We start from the raw sequence: 22,027 nt of genomic DNA, 5'->3' as shown, positions 1-22,027 counted from the left end.
GATGAGTCAGGTGCCGACCACGAGACGCAGGTCGTCGGCGCGCAGGGAGTCGGCCGTGACGTACGGCTGCTCGCTCACGATGTCGGTCATCGTCACTGGGACGTTCAGGGACGGCACCAACCTGAGCGCTTTGACCAGGAGGTTCGGGTGCTCCGCCGTGAACTCCTGGGGCAGGCCGAGAAGCTTGGCGGTCATCTTCGTCGTGCAGATCACCACGTTGCCCTCGAAGGTGAACGTGCTGCCGGTCAGCGTCGTCGGGCCCATCGTCTGGGTGGGCCGCTCCAGCACGGCCTTGTCCATGGTGAAGCGGAGCATCTTGACGGTGCCGGTCGCGGTGGGCATCTCGACCACGCCGGTGAACTTCATCCCGGTCATGGTCAGCGAGGGCGCGCGGACCGCGGCCGTCTCGGTCGCGACCCGCACGGCCCCCGGCCCACTGCCCCCGCGCGTGGAGGAGCCCCCCGGCTCGTCCTCGCCGCCCTCCCCGGGCGACGGCGAGGGACTCCTCCTGCCCGTGAGGGACCCCACGGCGTCCTGCAGGCTCGTGGGCAGGCTCGTGGGCAGGGCCGTGGGGACCGCGCTGGGCAGTACTCCGTCGAGGACGTCGGACAGGCCGCTGGGAACGGCGCTCGGGACGACACCGGGCAGGAGGGAGCCGCCCTGCCCGCCCGGACCGGGGTCCTCCCGTGCCACGGCCGTTCCGGCCGCCAGGATGATGGGAAGCACGGCGATGGCCAGCGCCCTCGTCGCCGGGCCCGGACCCCCGTCTCCGCGTCCGCCGCCGTGCCCGCCACCGTCCGGCCGCACGCCCCCGTCGTCAGGGCCGTCTATCGGGCCGTCACCGTCATCCGGGCCGCCGCCGGGGCTCTCGTCCTCCGGCCCGGACGCGGACCCGTCACGAACGCGGGCCACCAGGACACGCGGGCCCTCTCCCGGGGGCTCGGCCGCCGGCCGCTGGGGCCGTGTGGCCTCCAGCCGCTCGTCGCCGCTGACCACCCGGCGCCCGGTGATGGTGATCTCGCCCTCCTGCGGCCCCGGCGGAGCGGCGGGCTGGATTGGCGCCGAGCCGGCCACGGTGGTTTCCGCGGGCGTCCAGGCGACCGCCAGCGCCCCGCCGACCAGGCCGAGCAGCATGCCGATCAGGAAGCCGCCGAGGTTGGCGTAGATGAACGACGCGATCGAGATCAGCACGGCGACCACGCCGAGGAAGGCCCGTTTGTCGGGCTGGAGCCAGACCATCAGGCCGAGGATGATCAGCACCAGCGAGATCAGGTAGGTGGCGCCGACCGTGCCCGACTGGATGACGAGCGGCAGGGCCTGGGTCGCGAACGGAATGCTCAGCAGTTCCAGGCCGGCCGCGAGCACCAGCAGGCCGCCCCAGAACGGCCGCGACCGCCGCCAGGAGCCGCTCATCGCCGCCCGCCCGAGATCGTGTGTCCGGCCATCTGAAGCATCCGCATCAGAAGCACTCGTGCTTGCCCGGCTCCACCGACAGCTTCAGCCCCGGCAGCTTGAACGTCGCCGCGTTGACCGACCAGGAGACCTGCCGGAAGTCCTTGATGGTGATGCCGCTCGCCTGCTGGCCGAACATGCCGGCCGCACCCTCGGCGCCCGGCAGCTGGTCGAGGGCGCTGGCGTCACGGCCCGCCTCCAGCTTCGTGAAGACCGCGTTGCCCTCGATCTGGGAGGCGTCGACGATCATGTTCTCGGCGGTGACCGGGTCCTTGCCCGTGCCGGCGGTGATCCGGATGGTCACGGCGCCGACGGGCGACTTCACCAGGACCGTCTGGCACATGTTGGTCAGGGTGGCCTTCCGGATGCCGGAGACGGCGACCGGGATCTTCTGGCCCTTCTTGTTCTCCACCGTGCTGCCGTACTGGACGAAGCCCTGGCCCTGCAGAGTGTCCGCGGAGACCTTGAACGTGTCACCCGAGACCACGAACGACGCGCCGATCGCCCCCTCGGCGGTCGCGCCGACCAACACGGACGCGACCGCGAGTGCGGGCACGAAGACGAGCGCGAAGCGCTTCCAACGCACGCGCCCCTGCCGGACGCGTCCCTGTTGAGCCATGAGTCACCTCTGGGGGGAATCAGTCAAATGCAGAAGCAAAGTTACCGATCGGTACCGCAGAGGTTGAAGTGACTCAGCATCACATTTCAATTACGGCGCGCAGCGAGAAGTGGCGGACCGTAACAGGGATCATGCGCCGGCGCGCTGCCCAGAGGCGGCGTCCGCCCGGTAGAGGTCCGGCTCCAGGTAGATCACCCGGGCCATCGGAACCGCCTCACGGATGCGCCGTTCGGCCTCGTCGATGCCCCGCGCCACCTCGCCGGCGGTGTCGTCGTGCTGCACCGCGATCTTCGCGGCGACCAGCAGCTCCTCCGGGCCGAGGTGCAGGGTGCGCAGGTGGATGACCCGGCTGACCTCGGGGGCGGCCTCCAGCGCGGCGCAGATCTTCTCCTCCACCTCGGGGGTCGCGCTCTCGCCGATCAGCAGCGACTTGGTCTCGGTGGCCAGGATGACCGCGATCACCGCGAGCAGCACGCCGATCATGAGGGTGCCGACACCGTCCCACACGCCGTTGCCGGTGACGACGGCCATCGCGACGCCGAACAGCGCGAAGACCAGGCCCAGCAGCGCGCCGAGGTCCTCCAGCAGCACGACGGGCAGTTCGGGTGCCTTGGCCCTGCGGATGAAGGACACCCAGGACTCCCTGCCCTTGTGCTCCCTCGACTCCTTGATCGCCGTACGGAACGAGAAGCCCTCGGCGACGATCGCGAAGATCAGAACGCCGAACGCCCACTGCGGCGCCTCCACGGGGTGCGGGTCACTGATCTTGTGCCAGCCCTCGTACAGGGAGAACAGCGCGCCGATCGTGAACAGCACCACGGCGACGACGAAGGCGTAGAAGTAGCGCTCACGGCCGTAGCCGAAGGGGTGCTTGCGGGTTCTCCCCTTGGCGGCGCGCTTGCCGCCGAGCAACAGCAGCGCCTGGTTGCCGGAGTCGGCCACCGAGTGGACCGACTCGGCGAGCATCGACGACGACCCGGTGAACACGAACGCCACGAATTTCGCCACGGCGATCGCCATGTTGGCGCCGAGTGCCGCGAGGATCGCCTTGGTACCGCCACCCGCACTCACGTTGAACTCCTCAATTCGATCGGCCGAAGCGATCCTAAGGGGAAATCCTCGCCCGGAGTTCCGCCGCGGCCGACGCCGGGTCCATCCCGTACCCGAGAGCGAGGTAGACACTCGCGTAGTCGCAGAGGCCGACCAGGGCGGCGAGCCGGTCCAGCGGGTGCCCGCCTTCGGCCCTGATCTCGGAGACCGGAACGCCCCGGTCCTCGGCCAGCCGTACGGCGGCCGTGCGGGACGCGGCCACCAGGGGATCCTCCTCCACGTCGCGCAGCAGGAACAGGCGCAGGCGCGGGCTCTCACCCGGCTCGTCGGCGAACGGGTCGGCGAAGACGTCCCGCCCGGCCAGGGGGCCGTGGAACGTCACGATCTGGTTGTGCGCGGCCTCGGGCAGCTCTCCCCAGATCGCCGGGTAGCCCGCGTTCCCGCTGAGCCGGTCGGCCAGGCGGCGGGCCGCCACCGCGGCCAGCGGCGAGGTGCCCCAGATGAGCGGAAGCGTCCCGGCCAGTTCCATCGCCAGCGTCTTGCCGGGATTGATGAACGACTCGCTCGACGGGCGGCAGCGATGGGCCAGGTCCTCCAGCCGCTTGGCCGCCGACTCGAACTCGCTCTCCCCCGCGGAGACCAGGCCAAGCGCGGCCGCCGCCAGGATCGGTGGCACCACGAGCGACCACAGCGTGGCCTTCGGCTGTCCGGCCACCCCGGTCGCGCCACCCACCGGCACGTACGGCCCGCCCGCCCGCGCGACCAGGGCCGACAGCGGCGTGTCGGGCGCGCCCACACCGACGAGCGCGCACCCGCGCCGTACGGCCTCGGCGGTCACGGCGAGGGTCTCCTCGGTCCTGCCGGAGCGGGAGACCGCGATGACGAGATCGGCGGCGCCGGCCCAGCCGGGCAGCCGGTGGCCGCGCACGGTCACCACCGGGACCGGGGCGCCGTATCTGCACAGCGCCTCCAGGACGTCGCCGGCGAGGGCGGAGACGCCCATGCCCGCCACGACGATCGCGCGGGGGCGGCCGTCCCGCCCTATCCGCGCCACGCCGTTATCCACGGACGATCGGTAGGCCGCCCGCATCTGGGCGGCCGACGACGCGACGGAACGCAGCATGCCGGAGGGGTCGCCCTCCATCAGGTACGCCTGGTCGTCGAGCCGGTCGGGCTCGAACCGGGCCCCTCCGGCAGCGGTCATGCCTTGCGGGCCTCGTCGACGAGGAGCACCGGGATGTCGTCACGCACGGGGTAGACCAGCCCGCACGACTCCGAGGTGCAGGCCAGCTCGTCCGCGTCGGGCACCGCGCGGAGCGGGGACTTGCACGCCGGGCAGGCGAGGATGTCCAGCAGCCAGTCGTCGATCTTCAACTCGTCAGCTCCTTACCACGGCGAGCACTTCGTCCCGGACGGCGGCGACCTTCTCCTCGTCGGCGGCCTCCGCGTTGAGCCGGAGCAGCGGCTCGGTGTTGGACGGACGCAGGTTGAACCACCAGTCCGGACCGCTGACGGTGAGTCCGTCCAGCTCGTCGAAGGTAACACCCTCCCGGCCCGCGAAGGTCTCACGTACCCGCGCCAGGGCGGCGGCCTGGTCCTCGACCCTGCTGTTGATCTCCCCGGACGCGGCGTAGCGCGAGTAGCGGGACAGTACCTCCGACAGCGGCCGGTCCTGCTCGCCCAGGGCCGCGAGCACGTGCAGGGCGGCCAGCATGCCCGAGTCGGCGAACCAGAAGTCGCGGAAGTAGTAGTGGGCCGAGTGCTCTCCGCCGAAGACGGCGCCGGTGCGGGCCATCTCCGCCTTGATGAACGAGTGGCCGACGCGCGTGCGGACGGGCTTGCCGCCGTGCTCGGCGACGATCTCCGGCACGCCCTTGGAGGTGATCAGGTTGTGGATGATCGTGGCGCCGGGATTCTTGGCCAGCTCGCGCACCGCGACCAGCGCCGTGACGGTGGACGGCGAGACCGACTCGCCCCGCTCGTCGATGACCCAGCACCGGTCCGCGTCGCCGTCGAAGGCGATGCCGATGTCCGCGCCCTGCGAGACGACCGCCTTCTGCAGGTCGCGCAGGTTCTCCGGCTCGATCGGGTTGGCCTCGTGGTTGGGGAAGCTGCCGTCGAGCTCGAAGTAGAGCGGGGTCAGCTTGATCGGCAGGCCCTTGAAGACCTCGGGGACCGTGTAGCCCCCCATGCCGTTGCCGGCGTCCACGACCACCTTGAGCGGCCGGATGCCCGACAGGTCGACCAGCGTCTTGAGGTGGGCGGCGTAGCCCTCCAGCAGGTCGCGCTCGGTCACCGCGCCCGCGCCCGGCGTGCCGCCCAGCCCTGCGGCGAGCAGTTCGGCCGCGCGGTCGCGGATCTCCAGCAGGCCGGTGTCGGTGCCCACCGGTACGGCGCCCGCCCGGCACATCTTCATGCCGTTGTACTGGGCCGGGTTGTGGCTCGCCGTGAACATGACGCCCGGCAGGTTCAGGCTGCCGCTGGCGTAGTAGAGCATGTCGGTCGAGCCGAGACCGGCGTTGACCACGTCGGCGCCCCGGGAGGTCGCGCCCCGGGCGAACGCCGCGGCCAGCGGGCCCGACGAGGGGCGCATGTCGTGCGCCATCACCACCGAGGTCGCACCGGTCAGCTCCACGAAGGCCGCCCCGACGGCCTGTGCGATCTCCTCGTCGAGCTCGTCCGGCACCACGCCGCGTACGTCGTACGCCTTGAAGATCCTGCCGAGGTCGGCCACTGCACGCCCCTAAAAGTCGTTAGTCTTCGCACCTGAGCCTATAGCGCCCGATTGCCCACACAATGAGCCCTCCAACGCGCCGCGCGCGATCTCATCGCGGGGTGTTGTCGCGGGGTGTCATCGCTCCCTGTTCGGCTGGGCGGACTTGAGCACCCGCAGGTGACCTCGGCGGCCCACCTCGACCGCCTGCCCGACGGGCTCGCCGGCGGCGGGAGCGGGGCGCGCGGCCTCCCGGACCGCGTTCGCCAGGGCCTCCAGGTCGTCCCCGCTCGGGGCGACGGACTCGGACGGAAGGCGCACGACCTCCCATCCCCTCGGCGCGGTGAGCCGTTCCGCGTGCTCCGCGCACAGGTCGTAACAGTGTGGCTCGACGTACGTCGCCAGGGGGCCGAGTACGGCGGTCGAGTCGGCGTAGACATACGTGAGTGTGAAGACGGCAGGCTGCCTGCAGGCGGTACGGGAACAGCTGCGGACGGGGCTCACGGAGGGACCGTATCCGGTCCGCGTTCACATTGCCACCACCCCGCCGCTCTTATTGAACGTGTCGCCACAATTCAGCGTTCTTTGAAGTCGGTATGACGTTGGTGGGCAAAGCGGACACAACCCGCGGGATCCACCACACCGACGGGACGGGCCTTAAGCTGGCTGCGTGAGCGATCGGAGCGGTGACAGGCCGGATCCAGCGCGGCGGGTGCGCCGGCGCGACCGGCACGGCCGTGGCATGCGCGGCCCCCTCGCGCCCTCGCACGTTCCCATCGCCAAGTCCCGCGGCGAGCGGTTCGACGACCTGGTGCTCGAAGCGGTCGACCGGCTCAAGCCGCGGTGGGGCACCCAGCTCGCGTCGGTCGAGTTCGCGGTGGAGGAGGTGCCGCCGGCCGCCGAGCTGGTGGACGGGCCCGCCCGGCTGTCCTCCGACCCGATCCCGCTCGGGCGGGCCGAGTCGGCCCTGGGGGACGAGCCCGCCGCCGTCGTGCTGTACCGCCGGCCGCTCGAGGCGCGGGCCCGCGACCGCGAGCAGCTCGGCACGCTGGTCCTGGACGTGGTCGTCGAGCAGGTGGCCAGCCTGCTGGGCCTCACCCCGGAGACGATCGACCCCGGCTACGACGACCGGCACTGAGCGGCGCTGCGCGGCAGTGAGTCGTTAGGGAAGCACCACGCCCGGTGAGTCGACGGTCGGGGGCACCAGCGCCCAGATCCTGGCCATGGCCAGCGGCTGCGCGGTCACCATCTGGCCGTCCTTGGCCGCCTCGTCGAGGACGCGCCCGCCGTACACCGGCCCCGAGCCGGGCTTCGGCCGTACGAGAACGCTGAAGCCGCCCTTGCTGCCCTTGGGGGGTGTGAGCCTCAGCTCCTTGGTGCGGGCGGCGGGCAGCGTCACCTCGATCGGGGCCGGCGCCTCGCCCTTCGCGGGCAGCAGCCGCACCTCCACGGTGGCCGCCGCGAACGGCGCCGAGAGCACCAGCCATGAGGTCTGCTTGCCTTGGGCCCGGCCGTCCGCGACGACGCTGCCGAGGTCGACGGAGGCGGCGCCGGCCGTGAAGGCGACGTCCTGCCTGGCTCCCGTTCCGGTGATCTTCAGGCCTGCCACGATCGGGACGTCGGACTCCAGCACCAGTGCGGCCGGCTGTCCGCCGATGCCGGTGGACAGGTCGAGCGAGGACGCCGAGCCGGCCGGCACCTCGAGCGTCTCCTTGTTCTTCAGCGCGTAGGAGCCGTCCTCGAGCACGGCCCTGATCCGCACGACCGTATCCCGCTCCCCCGGCGCGGCGACGTACAGCTCCCGCTGCCCGGCGGTGCCGGGGACGCCCGGGACGACGACCCGGGTGGCGGGGGCCGCGGCGACGGGCAGCCAGTCGACGCCCCTGCCCTCGCCCAGCACGGCCTTCACCGCGGCGGCCACCCGGCCGCTGCTCGTGCTCACCTGCAGGGCCATGATCAGCGGAGAGGGCGCGAGGTCGCGCAGCCTGATCACGCGGTGCTCGCCGGGCTTGACGACGACGCCGTTGCCCCGCTCGCTCAGCACCGGGCCTTCCCCGGAGTAGACCATGAACGAGACGTTGGCCGGGGCGGAGTCGGGGTTGGCGAGGTAGAGGGTCATCTCCGCCGCGGCCGGCCCCGGCCCGACGAACCAGCTCTCGGCCCCCGGTTCGACGCAGCGCACCCCGGCGAGCCCACGCTGGGTTCCCGACGTCTCCCGTGCGGTCTGGGCGCTCTCCAGTCCGGCGGCCATCGAACCATCGGCGTCCACCACGAGAGGGCCGCCCCCGGCGGCGACGTCACGCTGCCACAGCAGGCCGACCCGGTCGATCACGTCGTCCTTGCCGCCGCCGTTCTTGCCCGGCGCTTTGATCGCCGAGAGGGTGGCGCTCCCGGGGGTCTGGGGACGCTCGGGGTCCGCCGGCGTCACCACGCTCACCCGGCTGCCGGACGGCGCCGGGCACACGGCGGTCACCGACTCCACCGGCGCCTTTACGGCCTGCGGGCGCGCCTGCGCGACCGGCGCGGGCCGGCTGACGTAGGCCACGCCGTACAACGCGCCCAGTGCGACCAGCACCAGGGCGAGCAGGCCGAAGCGGTTCTCGATCAGTCTCCTCACGCGGGCACCCGATCTTCCTTCGCCCGGCGGCGGCCCCGTGGCCCTTCCTCGACGGGCACGTCGGCGTAGTCGCCCTCCGGCTCTCTCGTCCGGGCCCCGGGCGAGGCCAGGACCAGCACGAGCACGAGCAGCGTGCCCTGGGCCCACAGCCAGCCCCGGTGCAGCGCGCCCGCCGTCGCGGGCGGCGGGGGCACCGTCACCTGACCCGCCACGCGCCACAGGCCGCCCGTCTCCGAGAGGCTCACCCTGATCAGGGCGGGCTGCGAGTCGAGCGCCCGTCGCAGGGCCGGGTCGACGGAGCCGGGCACCGTCACGAAGCGCACTCCGAACGACGCGAGCGTCTGGACGTACGTGCTGCCCCGGCCCGAGGCGAGCCCGGCGACCGCGGTCGCGAGACGGGCGCTCGCCTCCCGGGGCGGTTCGAGGTCGGACTCGCCGATCAGCGGCCCCCGGCCGCGCAGCAGCGTGTAGCCGACCCTTTCGTCCCTGGAACGCAGCAGGAGCGTGCCCTCGCCGGGCGCCGACTGGAGCGCGGCGAGCACCGGCACCGGGTCGCTAAGGTCGCCGCGCAGCGGGCCGTCCGCGCCCTTCGTCACCCACAGCGTGGCGGCGGCGAGCGGGGTCGCGAAGGCGACCACGACGATGAGCATCGCGCCGAGACGGCGCAGCCCGCCCCCGGCACGGAACTCGGCGATCCTGTGCGCCTGATGCCCCGCGGCCACCAGCAGGCCCGTCGCCGCGAACGCCAGCGGCACCCCCGGCCACGCCGTGTCGTCGATCCGGCTGACCACGATCGCCACCAGCAGCCCGAAGAGCATGACGCCCCAGCCGATCGCGACGATCATCTGGTGGCGCCGCAGCAGCAGGGCGGCCAGCGCGACCGCGCCCAGGCCCGCCGTCGCCCACACGGGCGGCACCCCCGGCCCGCCGGGACTCAGCATGAGCAGGGACTCGGCGCCGAGGCGGAGGCCCGTGAGACGCTCGTCGTGCAGGCCGGACTCGAGCAGGATGCGTCCCGGTTCCCTCGCGACCTGGACCAGCCACGGGAACAGCAGGACGACCGGGGTGCCGAGGCCGATCACGAGCGACCGCCTGACGCCTCTGCGGATGCCGCCGAACGACACCGCGGCGAGCCCGCCGAGGATCGCCACGAGCACGTACACGAGCGGGACGAAGGCCGTGCCCACGGTCAGGAGCAGGCCGAAGCCCCAGGCCGCCCGCCGCGACCCGGCGATCACGCGCGTGGCGAGCGCCGCGTAGACGGGCAGCAGCACGATCACGATCGCGGTGCCCAGCCGCCCGCCCGCCACCGCGCCGGTCGCGACCGGCAGCAGGGCGTAGGTGACGGCCAGCCATACCCGCGCGGGCGTGTACGGGATCATCCGCTTGGTCGCCGCGTACGCCGAGATCCCGGCCAGCGGCACGCAGCCGAGCAGCACCACGCCGACGGCCAGCCACACCTTGCCCAGCGCGACCGCCGACAGCCCGGCGAGCACGGCGACGTACGGCGGGGCCCAGGTCTGCGAGCCGAGCCCGGTGCCGTGGTGGTCTTCGACGTAGAGCCGCCACAGGTCGGACGCGCCGCCGGTGACGGGCACCAGGGCCCCGCCTCCCAGGTGTCCTCCGGACAGGAGCCCGGACAACAGCGTCCTTTCGGCCGCCAGCGTGATCGCGGCCAGGATCAGGCCGAGCATCACAACGGGGCTGCCGAACACGCGCTGGACTCCGCCGGAGTCGGTCAGCAGCTCGTCGCCGTCGTCCTCCTGGGCGCGGTCCGCGGCCGCGTGGTGACGGCCCGCCGAGTCGACCGGGCCGGCTCCGGCGAGGAAGCCCTGCACCATGTCGGCCAGCCGCCGCAGCGCGGCGCCCGGCGGGGTGAGCTTGCGCCGGATCGCGGGCCAGCTCTGCTTCCTGCCCTTCCTGCGGGCCTTGCGGGCCCGCCGCAGGCGCAACGGACGGCCGATGACCGAGCCGAGCGCGGCCAGTTCGTCGAGGGCGTTGGCCGGCTGCTTGGCCAGCAGGAACAGCAGGGCCCGCAGCGTCGACGCGACGACGTTGCGCAGCACGGACCGCACGAACGCGCCGAACGGCAGGTTCGCCATGAGGACGAACAGGCCGTTGCGCCGGCCGAGCCTGCGGGGATGCTCGTCGCTGGTGGCGATCCTGCGCCGCCGCCGCGCCGCCGCCTCGGCGTGCCAGGCCACCGCGTCGCTCACGTTGAGCACGCGGTGCCCGGCCGTACGGGCCCGCCAGCACAGGTCGAGGTCGTCGCGGAAGAGCGGCAGCGCGGTGTCGAGGCCGTTCAGCTCGTCCCAGACGTCCCTGCGGATCAGCATGCCCGCCGTGGAGACCGACAGGACGTCGGCGATGCCGTCGTGCTGCCCCTGGTCGTACTCCCTCGGCTCCAGGCCGGTGTCGCGCCGCCCCGACCTGCTGACGGTCACGCCCATCTCCAGCAGCACCCGCCGGTCGAGCCAGTCGCGCAGCTTGGGGCCGAGGATGGCGGCCTTGGGATCCTGCTCCGCCGCCCACAACAGGGCCTGCAGCGCGTTCGCGTCGGGCGCGCAGTCGTCGTGGAGCAGCCAGACCCACTCCTGGCCCGGCGCGGGCGGCAGCCGCCGCAGCACCTCGTGGACGGCCTCGCCGAACCCGGTGGACCGGGGCAGGGTCAGCACGTTGCCCGTCCCGAACGCCTCGGTCAGCAGCTTCCCGCTGCCGTCACGGCTGCCGTTGTCGACGCCGACGACACGGTCGAGAGGCCGGGTCTGGCGCAGCACCGCCGCCAGCGTCTCCTTGAGCCAGCGGGCGCCGTCGTGGGCGACGACGATCGCGGTCACCGAGTGCACGTCGAGTCCTAGGGGGGTCGTACGGCTGAGCGCCGACCACGATACGGCAACCCGGACTCACCCGATCACATCCAGGCGAAACAGGATGTCAGCAGCATCCCGGACATGCCCCGGACACGCGTACGGGGCCGCACGCCGAGCGCGCGACCCCGCCGACGTCGTCGTCAGACGGCCTGGCGCTTGATCTTGCGCCTTTCCCGCTCGGACAGGCCGCCCCAGATGCCGAAACGCTCATCATGCTGAAGCGCGTATTCAAGGCACTCGGCGCGCACCTCACACGAACGGCACACCCTCTTGGCTTCCCTGGTGGAACCGCCCTTTTCAGGAAAGAACGCTTCAGGGTCGGTCTGCGCACACAAAGCGCGCTCCTGCCACCCCAGATCTTCACCATCGAGCGCCTGTGCCATGACCAGATCGGTCATTGCACACCTCCCTGTCGCTCGCCCGCCCACATGGAGCCCCCCATAAAAACGCCTGCCCTATACCCACCCTCGGGAAGGCGTAACAACATGTCTGTAATTACACGCGCGTGGCGCGTGTGGCGTCAAGCGGCATAACGATACCCGGGGAAAGACCTGCTCGCCCCGGTTCGTATGCCCCGATCTACGGTCCTATCAGCGTTCGGAACCATACCAAGGGAGGTTGGGGTCGGTTCCGCGGCCTGCCTGATCGGGGGCGGAACCTTCCTCATACTTTGCCTGCGACCGGTCCGGCGTGTAGATCGCCGTGGGGTCGAGCGGCTCCTCCCTGCGCAGCGGGTCGCTGAGGGGGTCTCCGTGGAAGGCGGAGGGGTCGAAGCGGACGGTCTGCTCGGTGGGGCCGGCCGCCGGCGGCTGGAACGGCGCGGGCTCGGACTGGGGGTGGCCGAGCGGGTTGTCGTAGTACTCCGGCAGGTCCTGCGGACCGGTGGGGTGATCCGGCAGGGCGATCTTCTGGTAGCTCTGCGCCTGCTGGTAGGCCTGCGCGAGCTGCTGCTCCCTCGGGTCGGCCGGGCCCTCGTACGCGGGGGGAGCGTCGAAGGCCGGGCCCGTGGCGGCGTGCTCTCCGGCCTGCCGGGCGAACGCCTGGCCGGAGTATCCGGAGAACGGCGACCCCTGCCCGTACGGCTGGTCCTGCTTGGGGGAGTCGTAGGAGGGCTGGTCGTAGGAGGGCTGGTCGTACCCGGCGTTGGACGCGCCGGCGGAAACGGCAGGGAACTGCCCGAACGAGCCGGATTCCGTCTGCTGTCCCGCGTAGCCGTACTGGTCGAACACCGGGCCCTGCGGCGGGGAGTAGTCGGAGCGCTGGGGCGCCGGCGCCTCGGGCTGCGTGCCGTACGCGCCGGTCGGCGGCCGCTCCTGCTGGTAACCCTGGGCACCGTAGTCGGCGTAGTGGGCGCCGGTCTGGACATCCTGCAGCGACGGCCGGGGCTGCTGCGCCTGACCCTGCCCATGGACGGGGGCGCCGGGCTGCCCGAACGGCGGGGGCTGCGGGGCGGTCGGGGCGGGGGTGTAGGAGTGCTGCGGCTCGTGTTCCTGGCCGTAGACGTCCTGGGGCCGCTCCTGGCCGAAGGCGCCCTGGCCCCGCTCCTGCCCGTACTGCTCCTGCCCGTACTGCTCCTGGGGGTACTGCTCCGCGTACTGCTGGGGCTCGGCGTACCGGTGCTCGGCGGGCGGCAGCTGGGGCTGGGCGGGCTCGCTCTGCCCGTACGCGGTCCCCTGCGGCTGGTTCTGCGGGTGACTCTGCGGCTGGTTCTGTGGCTGGCCCTGGTGGAGGACGTCGTACTGGCCGGGGTGCGGAAGGTTCTGCGGCGGGGTCTGAGCGCCGTTCTGGTGGCCGTTCTGGTGGCCCTGCCCCGGGCCGCCCTGCTGGCCGCCGGGGGCGGCGGCGTGCGAGGGAGCGGCGTGAGAGGGAGCGGCGTGAGAGGCGATGTGCGGCGCGCCCTGGGGGCCGTTCTGCCCGGGCAGCGGGCCGTTCTGCGGATCGCCCGGAGCGGGGTGCCCGAACTGCTGCTGGGCGGGACCCTGCTGGCCGGGACCCTGCTGGCCGGGACCCTGCTGGCCGGGTCCCTGCTGGACCGGCATCGCGCCGACGGTGGGGGCGTGAGGCGGCGCGCCCGCTCCGGGGGCCTCGCCGTACCCCTGCGGGGCCTGCTGGCCCTGGGGGCCGTGGTGGCCCTGGTGGCCCTGGTGGCCGTGGGGGCCCTGGGGGCCCTGGGGGCCCTGGGGGCCCTGCGGCAGCGCCGGAGCGTACGACAGCGGCGGGTGGGCGTCCTCGCGCCTGCCGAAGTAGTCGCCCGCCGGTTCCGCGGCGGACTGCAGCGCCGCGGCCGTGCTCGACGCGAACAGCGCGCCGAAGACGGCGAGCGCGATCATCGGCAGTCCGGTGATCAGGTATTCGAACCGGTCGCGGAACGTGAGCAGGTCACCCACGAGCACGCCGAGCATGCCGATCACGCCGAAGACGACGCCGAGACCGAGCGACCCGGCCGCGCCGAGCGACACCAGGCGGGCCCGGGGGGTGGGCGCGCCGGCCTTGGCGACGAGCAGGACGGCGCCGGCCGCGAGCGCGGTCGAGAGCGGGGACACGAGGGAGTGCAGGCTCATCGCCGCGCGGACACCGAAGGTGCTGCTCGGCGAGGAGCCGATCAGCAAGCGCGCGATGCTCACGAGGATGCCGGTGATCACCACCGCGAGCATCATCCACGCGGCCGGCTCGCGGAGCCGGCCGGTATCGACCTTGAGCACGACTACCCCCATCGGTCCAAACGGCACTCGGGGAAGTTTCGCACATGCCTGACTTAAGCGTCGGCAGACCCAACAACCTCACAAGCCGAACACACCCTACATATGGCTGTTCGTACCGCTCCCGGGGTGGGTGTCGGCGATGCCGCGTGCGGCCGATGGAAGACTGACGGCATGCGCATCGTGTCCCTCGCCGGAGGAATCGGCGGCGCCCGGTTCCTCCGAGGTCTCAAGGCGGCGGCCCCCGATTCCGACATCACCGTGATCGGCAACACCGGCGACGACATCACCCTCTTCGGCCTGCGCGTGTGCCCTGACCTCGACACGGTCATGTACACGCTGGGCGGCGGCATCAACGAGGAACAGGGCTGGGGACGGGCAGATGAAACGTTCACGGTGAAGGAGGAGCTCGCCGCGTACGGCATGGAACCGCAGTGGTTCGGCCTCGGCGACCGGGACTTCGCCACCCACATCGTCCGCTCCCAGATGCTGGCGGCCGGTTATCCGCTCTCGCAGGTGACCGAGGCCCTGTGCGACCGGTGGCGGCCCGGGGTGCGGCTGCTGCCGATGTCGGACGACCGCACCGAGACCCACGTGGTCGTCTCCGACGAGGCCGGCAGAAGGGCGATCCACTTCCAGGAGTGGTGGGTGCGGCTGCGCGCCTCCGTGCCGGCCGAGCAGATCGTGCTCGTCGGCGCGGACGAGGCCCGGCCCGCGCCCGGCGTGCTCGACGCCATCGCGGCGGCCGACGTCGTGATCCTCCCGCCGTCGAACCCGGTCGTCAGCATCGGGACGATCCTCCAGATCCCGGGCATCCGGGCGGCCCTGGAGACCAAGACCGTCGTCGGCGTCTCCCCCATCATCGGCGGCGCCCCGGTGCGCGGCATGGCCGACGCCTGCCTGACGGCCATCGGCGTGGAGACGAGCGCCCAGGCCGTGCTGGAGCTGTACGGCTCCGCCCTGCTCGACGGCTGGCTCGTGGCCGAGGAGGACAAGGGCGTCGCGCTCGACGGCGTGGCGGTGGAGGCCCGCCCGCTCCTGATGAGCGGCCCCGAGGCCACGAGGGACATCGCCGCCGCGGCCCTCGCCCTGGCCCAGTCACTCAGGTCCTGAATCCAGATGTCAGAGGAGCACATGCCCCAGATCACCGTCAGCGGCGTGCCCGGCCTGCCCGAGGTGCGGCCCGGCGACGACATCGCCCTGCTCGTGGCGCGGGCCGCGCCCGATCTGGAGGACGGCGACATCCTGGTCGTCACCTCCAAGATCGTGAGCAAGGCCGAGGGCCGCGTCCGCCATAGCGACAGCGGCACAACACAGCACGACAGCGGCACAACACAGAGCGATAGCGGCACAACACAGAGCGATAGCGGCACAACACAGCGCGGCAGCGGGACAGCACAGCGCGACAGCCGTACGGCCGCGATCGAGGAGGAGACCGCGCGCGTGGTCGCGCGGCGCGGGGACACGGTCATCGCGCAGACGCGGCACGGCTTCGTGATGGCCGCGGCCGGCGTCGACGCCTCGAACACCTCCCCCGGCACCGTGCTGCTGCTCCCCGAGGACCCGGACGCCTCGGCGGGCCGCATCCGCCGGGGGCTGCGCGAGCGGCTCGGCGTGCGCGTCGGAGTGATCGTCTCCGACACCTTCGGCCGGCCCTGGCGGCACGGCCTGACGGACGTCGCCATCGGCGCCGCCGGCGTACGGCCGCTGGAGGACCTGCGCGGCGGCGTCGACCCCTACGGGAATCCGCTCAACGCCACCGTCACGGCGCTGGCCGACGAGATCGCGGCGGCGGGCGACCTGGCGAAGGGCAAGCTGTCCGGCGTCCCGGTGGCCGTCGTGCGCGGGCTGGGCGGCCTGGTGACGGACGAGGACGGCCCGGGCGGGCGGGTGCTCGTCCGCCCCGCCGACGAGGACATGTTCCGGTTCGGCTCGGCCGACGTCGTCTTCGCCCGCCGCACGATCCGCGAGTTCTCCGCCCGCGAGGTCGATCCGGCCGCCGTACGGCGGGCCGTGGCGGCCGCCATCGCGGCGCCCGCCCCGCACCACACCACGCCCTGGCGGTTCGTGCTGCTCGAGACCCCGGGAGCGCGCACGGAACTGCTCGACGCGATGCGGGACGCCTGGATCGAGGACCTGCGCTCCGACGGCTTCTCCGAGGAGTCGATCGCCCGGCGGATCCGGCGCGGCGACGTGCTCAGGAACGCGCCCTACCTGGCGGTGCCGTGCCTGGTCATGGACGGCTCGCACACCTACCGCGACGAGCGCAGGAACGCCGCGGAGCGCGAGATGTTCGTGGTCGCCACCGGCGCCGGCGTGCAGAACTTCCTGGTCCAGCTCGCCGTGCAGGGGCTGGGCTCGGCGTGGGTGTCGTCCACGATGTTCTGCCGCGACGTGGTGCGCAAGGTGCTCGGCCTGCCGCAGAACTGGGACCCCATGGGCGCCGTGGCCATCGGCCATCCCGCCGCGCCGCCGAGGGACCGGCCGCCGCGCGACCCGGCCGACTTCTACGTCACCAGGTGACCGTCCCTTCCAGGTGCATGTGCTAGGTGCACGTGGGGTGGCACAGCCGCCGGGCCAGCGCCGACAGGAACACGTCGATGATCTGGCCCGGCTCCTGGGCGACGTAGAGCTGGCCGTTGGTGGCCGAGACGATCTCGCCGAGCGCCGCCCGGTCGGCCGCCTTGCCGAACGCGACCACGATGATCTGCACCGGCCTGTCCGGGTCCCACTCCTCGCGGAGCCTGTCGACGAGCTCGCGCCGCGACACGCCCTTCCCGTCGTCCACGCCCGCGGTGAGCACCAGCAGGGCGTTGCTCATCAGCGGGTCGTAGCCCTCCGACACCGAGCGGAAGCCCGCGTCGATCGCGTCGTACAGCGCGCCGCTCCGGTCGCCGAGGGCCTTGATTCCGTCGGCCACCCGGAACAGGGCCGTCCTGCGGATCTCCTCCTGGCCGCCGTCGGGCTCGGTGATCGGGCCGAGGCCGATCAGCTCACGGTGGTCCGCGCCGCCCTTGATGTCGCGGGCGAACTCCCACAGGCCCATGTGGGTCTCGTTCGGGAACAGCTGCAGGCCGAGCTTGGCGGCCTCGACCGCGACGTCCAGCCGGGTCTCACCGCCCGCCCTGATCGGCTCGGCGTTCTCCTTCGACACGTCCGCCAGCACCAGGATCCGGCTCGGCGGAGCCAGCCTGCTCCACGCTTCCAGCGCCTCGTCGATGACCTCCGCGGTGATCGACGGGCGCGAGCGGGGCTGCACGGTCGGAATGTCGTCGCCCGCCGGGAACGGCGGCTGCCCGTCGGCGCCGCGGAACCCGGCCCGCCGTACGGCCTCCTGCGTGGCCGCCGACCGCAGCCACTCCGCGAACAGCCGCGAGGCGGCCGCCCGGTCGGGATCCGCGGCCGTCACGACGTACGGGTAGTCGAGGTCGATCGTGCCTTCCTTGGGCTGGAGGGCGACCACGGGCTCGGCGTGGCCCTCGCGGTTGTGCGCCCACACCGACTGCTCGGGGACGATCACCACGGGCCGCGACCAGAAACCCGGCGCGTCCACCGCGCCGAGCATGCTGCGGTAGTCGGGGGCCGATCCCGACTGCGCCATCCGCACGAACGCCGTGAGGTCGCGGTCCGCCTTCTCGCCCGTGCCCACGATGTCGCGGGCCGCCGCGACGGTCGCGATCCCCGCCCCCGACACCGACGGATCGGGGATGCGCACGATGTCCGGCTCGTGCTCGGTGGGCCGGAGCCGTCCCCGCACCGTGGCGGGGAAGACCATGTCCCAGCTCATGGCCGTCCCCCCGGCGGCGAACCGCTCGGCGAGCGAGCGGCGCGTGGCGAAGACCAGCGGGGAGGTCGCGACGACGGTCTCGTCGGCGGCGATGTCCTGCCCGCCCTGCTTGCGGGCCAGCCGCACCCACACCGAGGAGTCGGCGATCCAGCCGTCGGGACGGCCGGGCAGGACGCCGGCCCGGTCGCCGATCAGCGTGCGGAGCACCGGCGCGGGCGGCTGCTCGGCCACCTGGACCTGGACGCACCGCCCCTCCACCTCCGCGCCCGAGGCGTTGAACCGCCCGGCCGCGTCCATCACCGGCGGCGCGACGTCCAGCGCCGCCGCGACGCTCACGAGGATCGGATCCCGGGCGGAACACGTTCCTGCCGACCGGGTGAGGAAGAGATAGGCCCCGCCCGCGATGATCACCGCGACCGTGAGGACCGCGACCGCGCCCTTCCAGCCGGCCCGCCTGCGGCGCCGCTCGGCCGTGAAGGCGGCCCGGTGACGACCGGAGGGCACGTGCGGATCCTCCCCAGTTCTCGTGGCTTTCGTGGGGCTTTCGTGGGGCTCTCGTGGGGCTCTCGTCGCCGGCGCTCCGCGGCGCCGCGCCTGTTCCTGGAACGGTCACCGTGCGCTGCCGAATGTCACGATTCTGCCCATCACCCCCGCGCCCAGCGCAAGAGCAACGTAGAACTTGTTATATACACGGCGTCCAATTAGACGGGCGCCGTCATCCCCGGGGAAGCCCGAGCTCCAGCTCGATCCAGTAGACGCCGGTCATGACGGGAGTGAAGTCGGCGACGACCTCCTGCGCGTAGTCGCCGCCGTCGCGGAGCTTCACCCCGAGCGGGCGGCCCTCGTAGTCGGCCGTGATCCGGTAGCGGCCGATGGGCACGTCCTCCAGGCCCGAGCCGTCCCCGTTCCGGGTGGCCGTCCGCACGATCCGGCTCCCCTCGGAGCCGTCGATCAGCGGACCGTCCGGGACGAGGGTGAGCCGCACCTTCTCGTCCTCCAGGAAGGTGCCCGCGTCGAGCTGGTCGTTCAGGTCGACGCGGAACAGCACCTTGCCCCCGTAGAAACCGAGGCCGTCGGGCTTCTCCCCCGAAAGCTTCCAGGTGAAGTTCCTGATCGCGCCGCTCGGCCCGGCGAACGGCGCGTCGTCGTCGGGCGCCAGGCTCAGGGTGTACTCCCGGCCGTTGTACCGCCTGGTCATCGTCGCCGACGCGTGGAAGGTCACCCCGATGTTCGTGGCGACGCGGTAGCGGCCGTCGCCGCCGGTGCGCACGACCTCGTTGCTGTCGTAGAGCACCTGGTTGTCGGCGACGATCTCGGCCCCCTCGATCGGGCGGCCCTGCGCGTCGACCACCCGTCCCTTCAGCACGCCGGGTTCGACCTCCCCGGGTTCGGCCTCCCCGGGATCCACGCCCCGCCCGGACCGCCCCTCGCTCACCGAGCCGCTCATCACGCCCTCCTCCAGGACCCCGCATCCGCCGAGAACCGTCATCAGCAGGACACCGAGCACCAGCCGTCTCTCCATGCCGACCGACGTTAAGATCGCGATCTTGCAATCGGCTTGGAAAACCGCGCGGCGGCGGCCGGGCTACCCGGTCGGCTGCCGCCCGAACTGCGGCGTCTCCAGGAACCGCACACCGCGGACGGATCCGCACACGCCGTCACTGCGGCGGGCGGCCTCGGCACGCTCCTCGCTCGGCCGGCCGTACGACGTGGTGCGCTGGCGCAGCGGGCGGCCGGTCGGCGCGACCATGGCCGCGATCTCGCTGATCGTCTTGTAGGACCCGTTCTCGGAGCCGGCCATCCGGCTGATCGTCTCCTCCATGAGCGTGCCGCCGAGGTCGTTCACGCCTCCGGCGAGCACGTCCCGGCACAGGTCGTCGCGCAGCTTGACCCAGGAGCACTGGATGTTGCGGATCGCGCCGTGCAGCATGATCCGCGCCAGCGCGTGGACGGCCCGGTTCTCCCGCGAGGTCGGCCCCGGCCGGGCGATCCCCGCAAGGTAGATCGGGGCGCTGTGGTGGACGAACGGCAGCAGCACGAACTCGCTGAACCCGCCCGTCTCCTCCTGGATCGACCGGATCAGCCGGATGTGGCGCACCCAGTGCTCGTGGGTGTCCACGTGGCCGTACATCATGGTCGAGGTCGTCGGGATGCCGACCCGATGGGCCGTGGTGATGACCTCGATCCACTCCCGGGCGGGCAGCTTGCCCTTGGTCAGCACCCACCGGACGTCGTCGTCGAGGATCTCGGCGGCCGTGCCGGGCAGCGAGTCGACCCCCGCCTCCCGCGCCGCGTGCAGCCACTCCTCGACCGACAGGTTCGCACGGCTGGCCCCGTTGACGACCTCCATCGGCGAGAACGCGTGCACGTGGATCTCGGGGCAGCGTTCCTTCACCGCGCGGGCGATGTCGAAGTAGGCCGTGCCGGGCAGGTCGGGATGGATGCCGCCCTGCATGCACACCTCGGTCGCCCCGGCCTCCCATCCCTCCTGCGCCCGGTCGGCCACCTCGCTCAGCGACAGGGTGTAGGCGTCGGCGTCGGTGCGCCGCTGGGCGAACGCGCAGAAGCGGCAGCCGGTGTAGCAGACGTTGGTGAAGTTGATGTTCCGGTTGACGACGTAGGTGACGTCGTCGCCCACCGCCTCGCGGCGCAGCCCGTCGGCGATCCGGCACAGCTCGTCCAGACCGGCGTCGTCGGCCCCCGCCCCCGACTGGTCCCCGGCGAGGTCGAGCAGCGTCAGCGCCTGCTCGTCGGTCAGCCGCGCCGGGTCCGCCTCGGCCTGCCGCAGCGCCTCCCGCACGTCCGCCCTGACCGATCCGTCCCGTCCGCCGCTGGGCAGGCGCTCGCGCAGGGCGTCCCAGTCGCCGTACACGCTGTCGAAGTCGTCGCGGCGGTCGCCCGTGCGGCCCTCGGTGTCGACGGCGGTGTGCAGGTCGGCCCGGCCGCCGGTGACGAGGCCGCCGTCGGGCTCCTGCCAGGGACGGCCGAGGAGCACCGCGTCCTCCCGCGCGAGCCCGGTGGCGGGGTCGGCGAGCGCCGCGACGTGCTCACGCAGCCGGGGGTCGAGCCACGGCTCCCCCGCGAGCACGTACTCGGGATAGATCGTGAGCCGCTCGCGCAGCGTGAACCCGGCGGCGGCGGTCCGCGTGGCGAGGTCGTCGATCTGCGGCCACGGCCGCTCGGGGTTGACGTGGTCGGGCGTGAGCGGGGAGACCCCGCCCCAGTCGTCGATGCCCGCCCGCAGCATCAGCGCGTACTCCTCTCCGATCAGGTTGGGCGGCGCCTGCACGCGGACCTTCGGGCCGAGCACGAGCCGTGTCACCGCGATCGTCGCGGCCAGTTCGCGCAGGTCGGCGTCGGGCATGCCGCGCATGGCCGTGTCCGGCTTGGCGCGGAAGTTCTGCACGATGACCTCCTGGACACCGCCGTACTCCCTGGCGACCCGGCGGATCGCGAAGATCGACTCGGCGCGCTCCTCGACCGTCTCGCCGATGCCGATCAACAGGCCCGTCGTGAACGGCACGCTGGAGCGGCCCGCGTCCTCCAGCACGCGCAGCCGTACCTCCGGGTCCTTGTCGGGAGAGCCGTAGTGGGCCTCGCCCTTCTCGGTGAACAGCCGCCGTGAGGTGGTCTCCAGCATCATGCCCATCGAGGGCGCGACGGGCTTGAGCCGCTGCAGGTCCTTCCAGGTCAGCACGCCGGGGTTGAGGTGCGGCAGCAGCCCCGTCTCCTCCAGCACCCGGATCGCCATCGCCCGGACGTACGACAACGTGTCGTCGTACCCGTGGGCGTCGAGCCACTCGCGCGCCTGGTGCCACCGGTCCTCGGGACGGTCGCCGAGCGTGAACAGCGCCTCCTTGCAGCCCATCGCGGCACCCTGGCGGGCGATCTCCAGCACCTCGTCCGGGGACAGGAAGGCGCTCGGCAGTTTGTGCGGGGCGGTGGCGAACGTGCAGTAGCCGCATCTGTCCCGGCACAGCCGGGTCAGCGGGATGAACACCTTGCGGCTGTAGGTGATGACGCCGGGCCGTCCGGCGGCCTCCAGGCCCGCGTCCCTGACCCGCGAGGCGTGCGCGAGCAGCGCGTCGAGGTCGTCGCCGCGGGCGCGCAGCAGGATCGCCGCCTCGGCGAGGTCGAGCGTCTTGCCGTCCCGCGCCCGTGCGAGTGCCCGGCGGGTGCCGCTGTCGGAACTGACGTTCGGGGGTCGCTTCGCCGTCATA

The 22,027-nt window shown here is 72.6% G+C and carries 17 protein-coding genes; 3 read left to right on the top strand and 14 right to left on the bottom strand.

All coding sequences use genetic code 11. The annotated features are described in order from the left end of the window. Positions 1–6 precede the first annotated feature (6 nt). The 7 genes from HHX41_RS12650 to HHX41_RS12620 all read right to left on the bottom strand — a co-directional run bounded on the left by HHX41_RS12650 (position 7) and on the right by HHX41_RS12620 (position 6,338). Positions 7–1,413 (bottom strand): DUF6114 domain-containing protein, encoded by a 1,407-nt coding sequence (locus tag HHX41_RS12650; protein WP_182906097.1) that lies wholly within the window; start codon positions 1,411–1,413, stop codon positions 7–9. Between the two features lie 46 nt (positions 1,414–1,459). Continuing rightward, positions 1,460–2,071, bottom strand: coding sequence for a DUF6230 family protein (locus HHX41_RS12645; RefSeq protein ID WP_169986286.1), 612 nt, complete (start codon positions 2,069–2,071; stop codon positions 1,460–1,462). A 129-nt stretch (positions 2,072–2,200) separates the two neighbouring features. Then, on the bottom strand, positions 2,201–3,142 hold the full coding sequence (locus tag HHX41_RS12640; RefSeq protein WP_169986283.1) for a cation diffusion facilitator family transporter: 942 nt from the start codon (positions 3,140–3,142) through the stop codon (positions 2,201–2,203). A 34-nt stretch (positions 3,143–3,176) separates the two neighbouring features. Beyond that, entirely contained in the window at positions 3,177–4,325 is a 1,149-nt protein-coding gene (locus HHX41_RS12635) for an SIS domain-containing protein (protein WP_182906096.1), read from the bottom strand. Further along, positions 4,322–4,495 carry a Trm112 family protein gene (locus HHX41_RS12630; RefSeq protein ID WP_076432865.1) on the bottom strand — a complete coding sequence of 58 codons (174 nt, stop codon included), beginning with the start codon at positions 4,493–4,495 and terminating at the stop codon, positions 4,322–4,324. Before HHX41_RS12630 ends, HHX41_RS12635 begins: the two co-directional genes overlap by 4 nt. 4 nt (positions 4,496–4,499) lie before the next feature. Beyond that, positions 4,500–5,855: a phosphomannomutase/phosphoglucomutase gene (locus HHX41_RS12625; protein WP_182906095.1), complete on the bottom strand. Its 1,356-nt coding sequence runs from the start codon at positions 5,853–5,855 to the stop codon at positions 4,500–4,502. Positions 5,856–5,972: 117 nt separating this feature from the next. After that, positions 5,973–6,338, bottom strand: coding sequence for a DUF3499 domain-containing protein (locus HHX41_RS12620; RefSeq protein ID WP_030509365.1), 366 nt, complete (start codon positions 6,336–6,338; stop codon positions 5,973–5,975). Positions 6,339–6,504: 166 nt separating this feature from the next. On the opposite strand from HHX41_RS12620, the gene HHX41_RS12615 reads away from it, so the two are divergent. Then, entirely contained in the window at positions 6,505–6,972 is a 468-nt protein-coding gene (locus HHX41_RS12615) for a metallopeptidase family protein (protein ID WP_310741953.1), read from the top strand. A 24-nt stretch (positions 6,973–6,996) separates the two neighbouring features. Here HHX41_RS12615 and HHX41_RS12610 read toward each other — a convergent pair whose 3' ends face one another. From HHX41_RS12610 to HHX41_RS12595, 4 genes are all read right to left on the bottom strand, one after another. Next, the gene (locus HHX41_RS12610; RefSeq protein WP_182906094.1) at positions 6,997–8,451 is read right to left on the bottom strand and encodes a DUF5719 family protein; all 1,455 of its coding nucleotides are present in this window, start codon (positions 8,449–8,451) and stop codon (positions 6,997–6,999) included. Next, positions 8,448–11,297: a glycosyltransferase family 2 protein gene (locus tag HHX41_RS12605; protein WP_182906093.1), complete on the bottom strand. Its 2,850-nt coding sequence runs from the start codon at positions 11,295–11,297 to the stop codon at positions 8,448–8,450. The genes HHX41_RS12610 and HHX41_RS12605 overlap by 4 nt, the downstream gene beginning before the upstream one ends. Before the next feature lie 164 nt (positions 11,298–11,461). Continuing rightward, positions 11,462–11,719 (bottom strand): WhiB family transcriptional regulator, encoded by a 258-nt coding sequence (locus tag HHX41_RS12600; RefSeq protein WP_182906092.1) that lies wholly within the window; start codon positions 11,717–11,719, stop codon positions 11,462–11,464. Between the two features lie 192 nt (positions 11,720–11,911). Continuing rightward, complete coding sequence (locus tag HHX41_RS12595) at positions 11,912–14,023, bottom strand: MFS transporter (protein WP_182906091.1); 2,112 nt, start codon at positions 14,021–14,023, stop codon at positions 11,912–11,914. Positions 14,024–14,194: 171 nt separating this feature from the next. Between HHX41_RS12595 and cofD the strand changes: the two genes are divergently transcribed. Both cofD and HHX41_RS12585 read left to right on the top strand, forming a co-directional pair. Beyond that, a complete protein-coding gene (cofD, locus tag HHX41_RS12590; RefSeq protein ID WP_169986269.1) occupies positions 14,195–15,133 on the top strand; it encodes a 2-phospho-L-lactate transferase in 939 nt (312 codons plus the stop codon). A gap of 21 nt (positions 15,134–15,154) precedes the next feature. Next, complete coding sequence (locus HHX41_RS12585) at positions 15,155–16,543, top strand: coenzyme F420-0:L-glutamate ligase (protein WP_182906090.1); 1,389 nt, start codon at positions 15,155–15,157, stop codon at positions 16,541–16,543. 22 nt (positions 16,544–16,565) lie between these two features. Here the strand turns inward: HHX41_RS12585 and HHX41_RS12580 are convergent, their stop codons facing one another. From HHX41_RS12580 to HHX41_RS12570, 3 genes are all read right to left on the bottom strand, one after another. Next, positions 16,566–18,311 carry a substrate-binding and VWA domain-containing protein gene (locus HHX41_RS12580; RefSeq protein WP_182906089.1) on the bottom strand — a complete coding sequence of 582 codons (1,746 nt, stop codon included), beginning with the start codon at positions 18,309–18,311 and terminating at the stop codon, positions 16,566–16,568. A 211-nt stretch (positions 18,312–18,522) separates the two neighbouring features. Then, entirely contained in the window at positions 18,523–19,329 is an 807-nt protein-coding gene (locus tag HHX41_RS12575) for a carboxypeptidase-like regulatory domain-containing protein (RefSeq protein WP_182906088.1), read from the bottom strand. Positions 19,330–19,392: 63 nt separating this feature from the next. Beyond that, positions 19,393–22,026, bottom strand: a complete 2,634-nt coding sequence (locus HHX41_RS12570; protein ID WP_182906087.1) for a bifunctional FO biosynthesis protein CofGH — start codon at positions 22,024–22,026, stop codon at positions 19,393–19,395. Position 22,027: the final 1 nt, after the last annotated feature.

This window comes from Microbispora sp. H13382 (assembly GCF_014161445.1).
Taxonomy (GTDB): Bacteria; Actinomycetota; Actinomycetes; order Streptosporangiales; family Streptosporangiaceae; genus Microbispora.
This window is presented reverse-complemented; position numbering and strand designations above follow the sequence as displayed.

Excerpts from the sequence above, each read along its gene's own strand:
- HHX41_RS12650 (WP_182906097.1), bottom strand. The coding sequence starts at position 1,413 with ATGAGCGGCTCCTGGCGGCGGTCGCGGCCGTTCTGGGGCGGCCTGCTG.
- HHX41_RS12645 (WP_169986286.1), bottom strand. The coding sequence starts at position 2,071 with ATGGCTCAACAGGGACGCGTCCGGCAGGGGCGCGTGCGTTGGAAGCGC.
- HHX41_RS12635 (WP_182906096.1), bottom strand. The coding sequence starts at position 4,325 with ATGACCGCTGCCGGAGGGGCCCGGTTCGAGCCCGACCGGCTCGACGAC.
- HHX41_RS12600 (WP_182906092.1), bottom strand. The coding sequence starts at position 11,719 with ATGACCGATCTGGTCATGGCACAGGCGCTCGATGGTGAAGATCTGGGG.
- cofD (WP_169986269.1), top strand. The coding sequence starts at position 14,195 with ATGCGCATCGTGTCCCTCGCCGGAGGAATCGGCGGCGCCCGGTTCCTC.
- HHX41_RS12585 (WP_182906090.1), top strand. The coding sequence starts at position 15,155 with ATGCCCCAGATCACCGTCAGCGGCGTGCCCGGCCTGCCCGAGGTGCGG.
- HHX41_RS12575 (WP_182906088.1), bottom strand. The coding sequence starts at position 19,329 with ATGGAGAGACGGCTGGTGCTCGGTGTCCTGCTGATGACGGTTCTCGGC.
- HHX41_RS12570 (WP_182906087.1), bottom strand. The coding sequence starts at position 22,026 with ATGACGGCGAAGCGACCCCCGAACGTCAGTTCCGACAGCGGCACCCGC.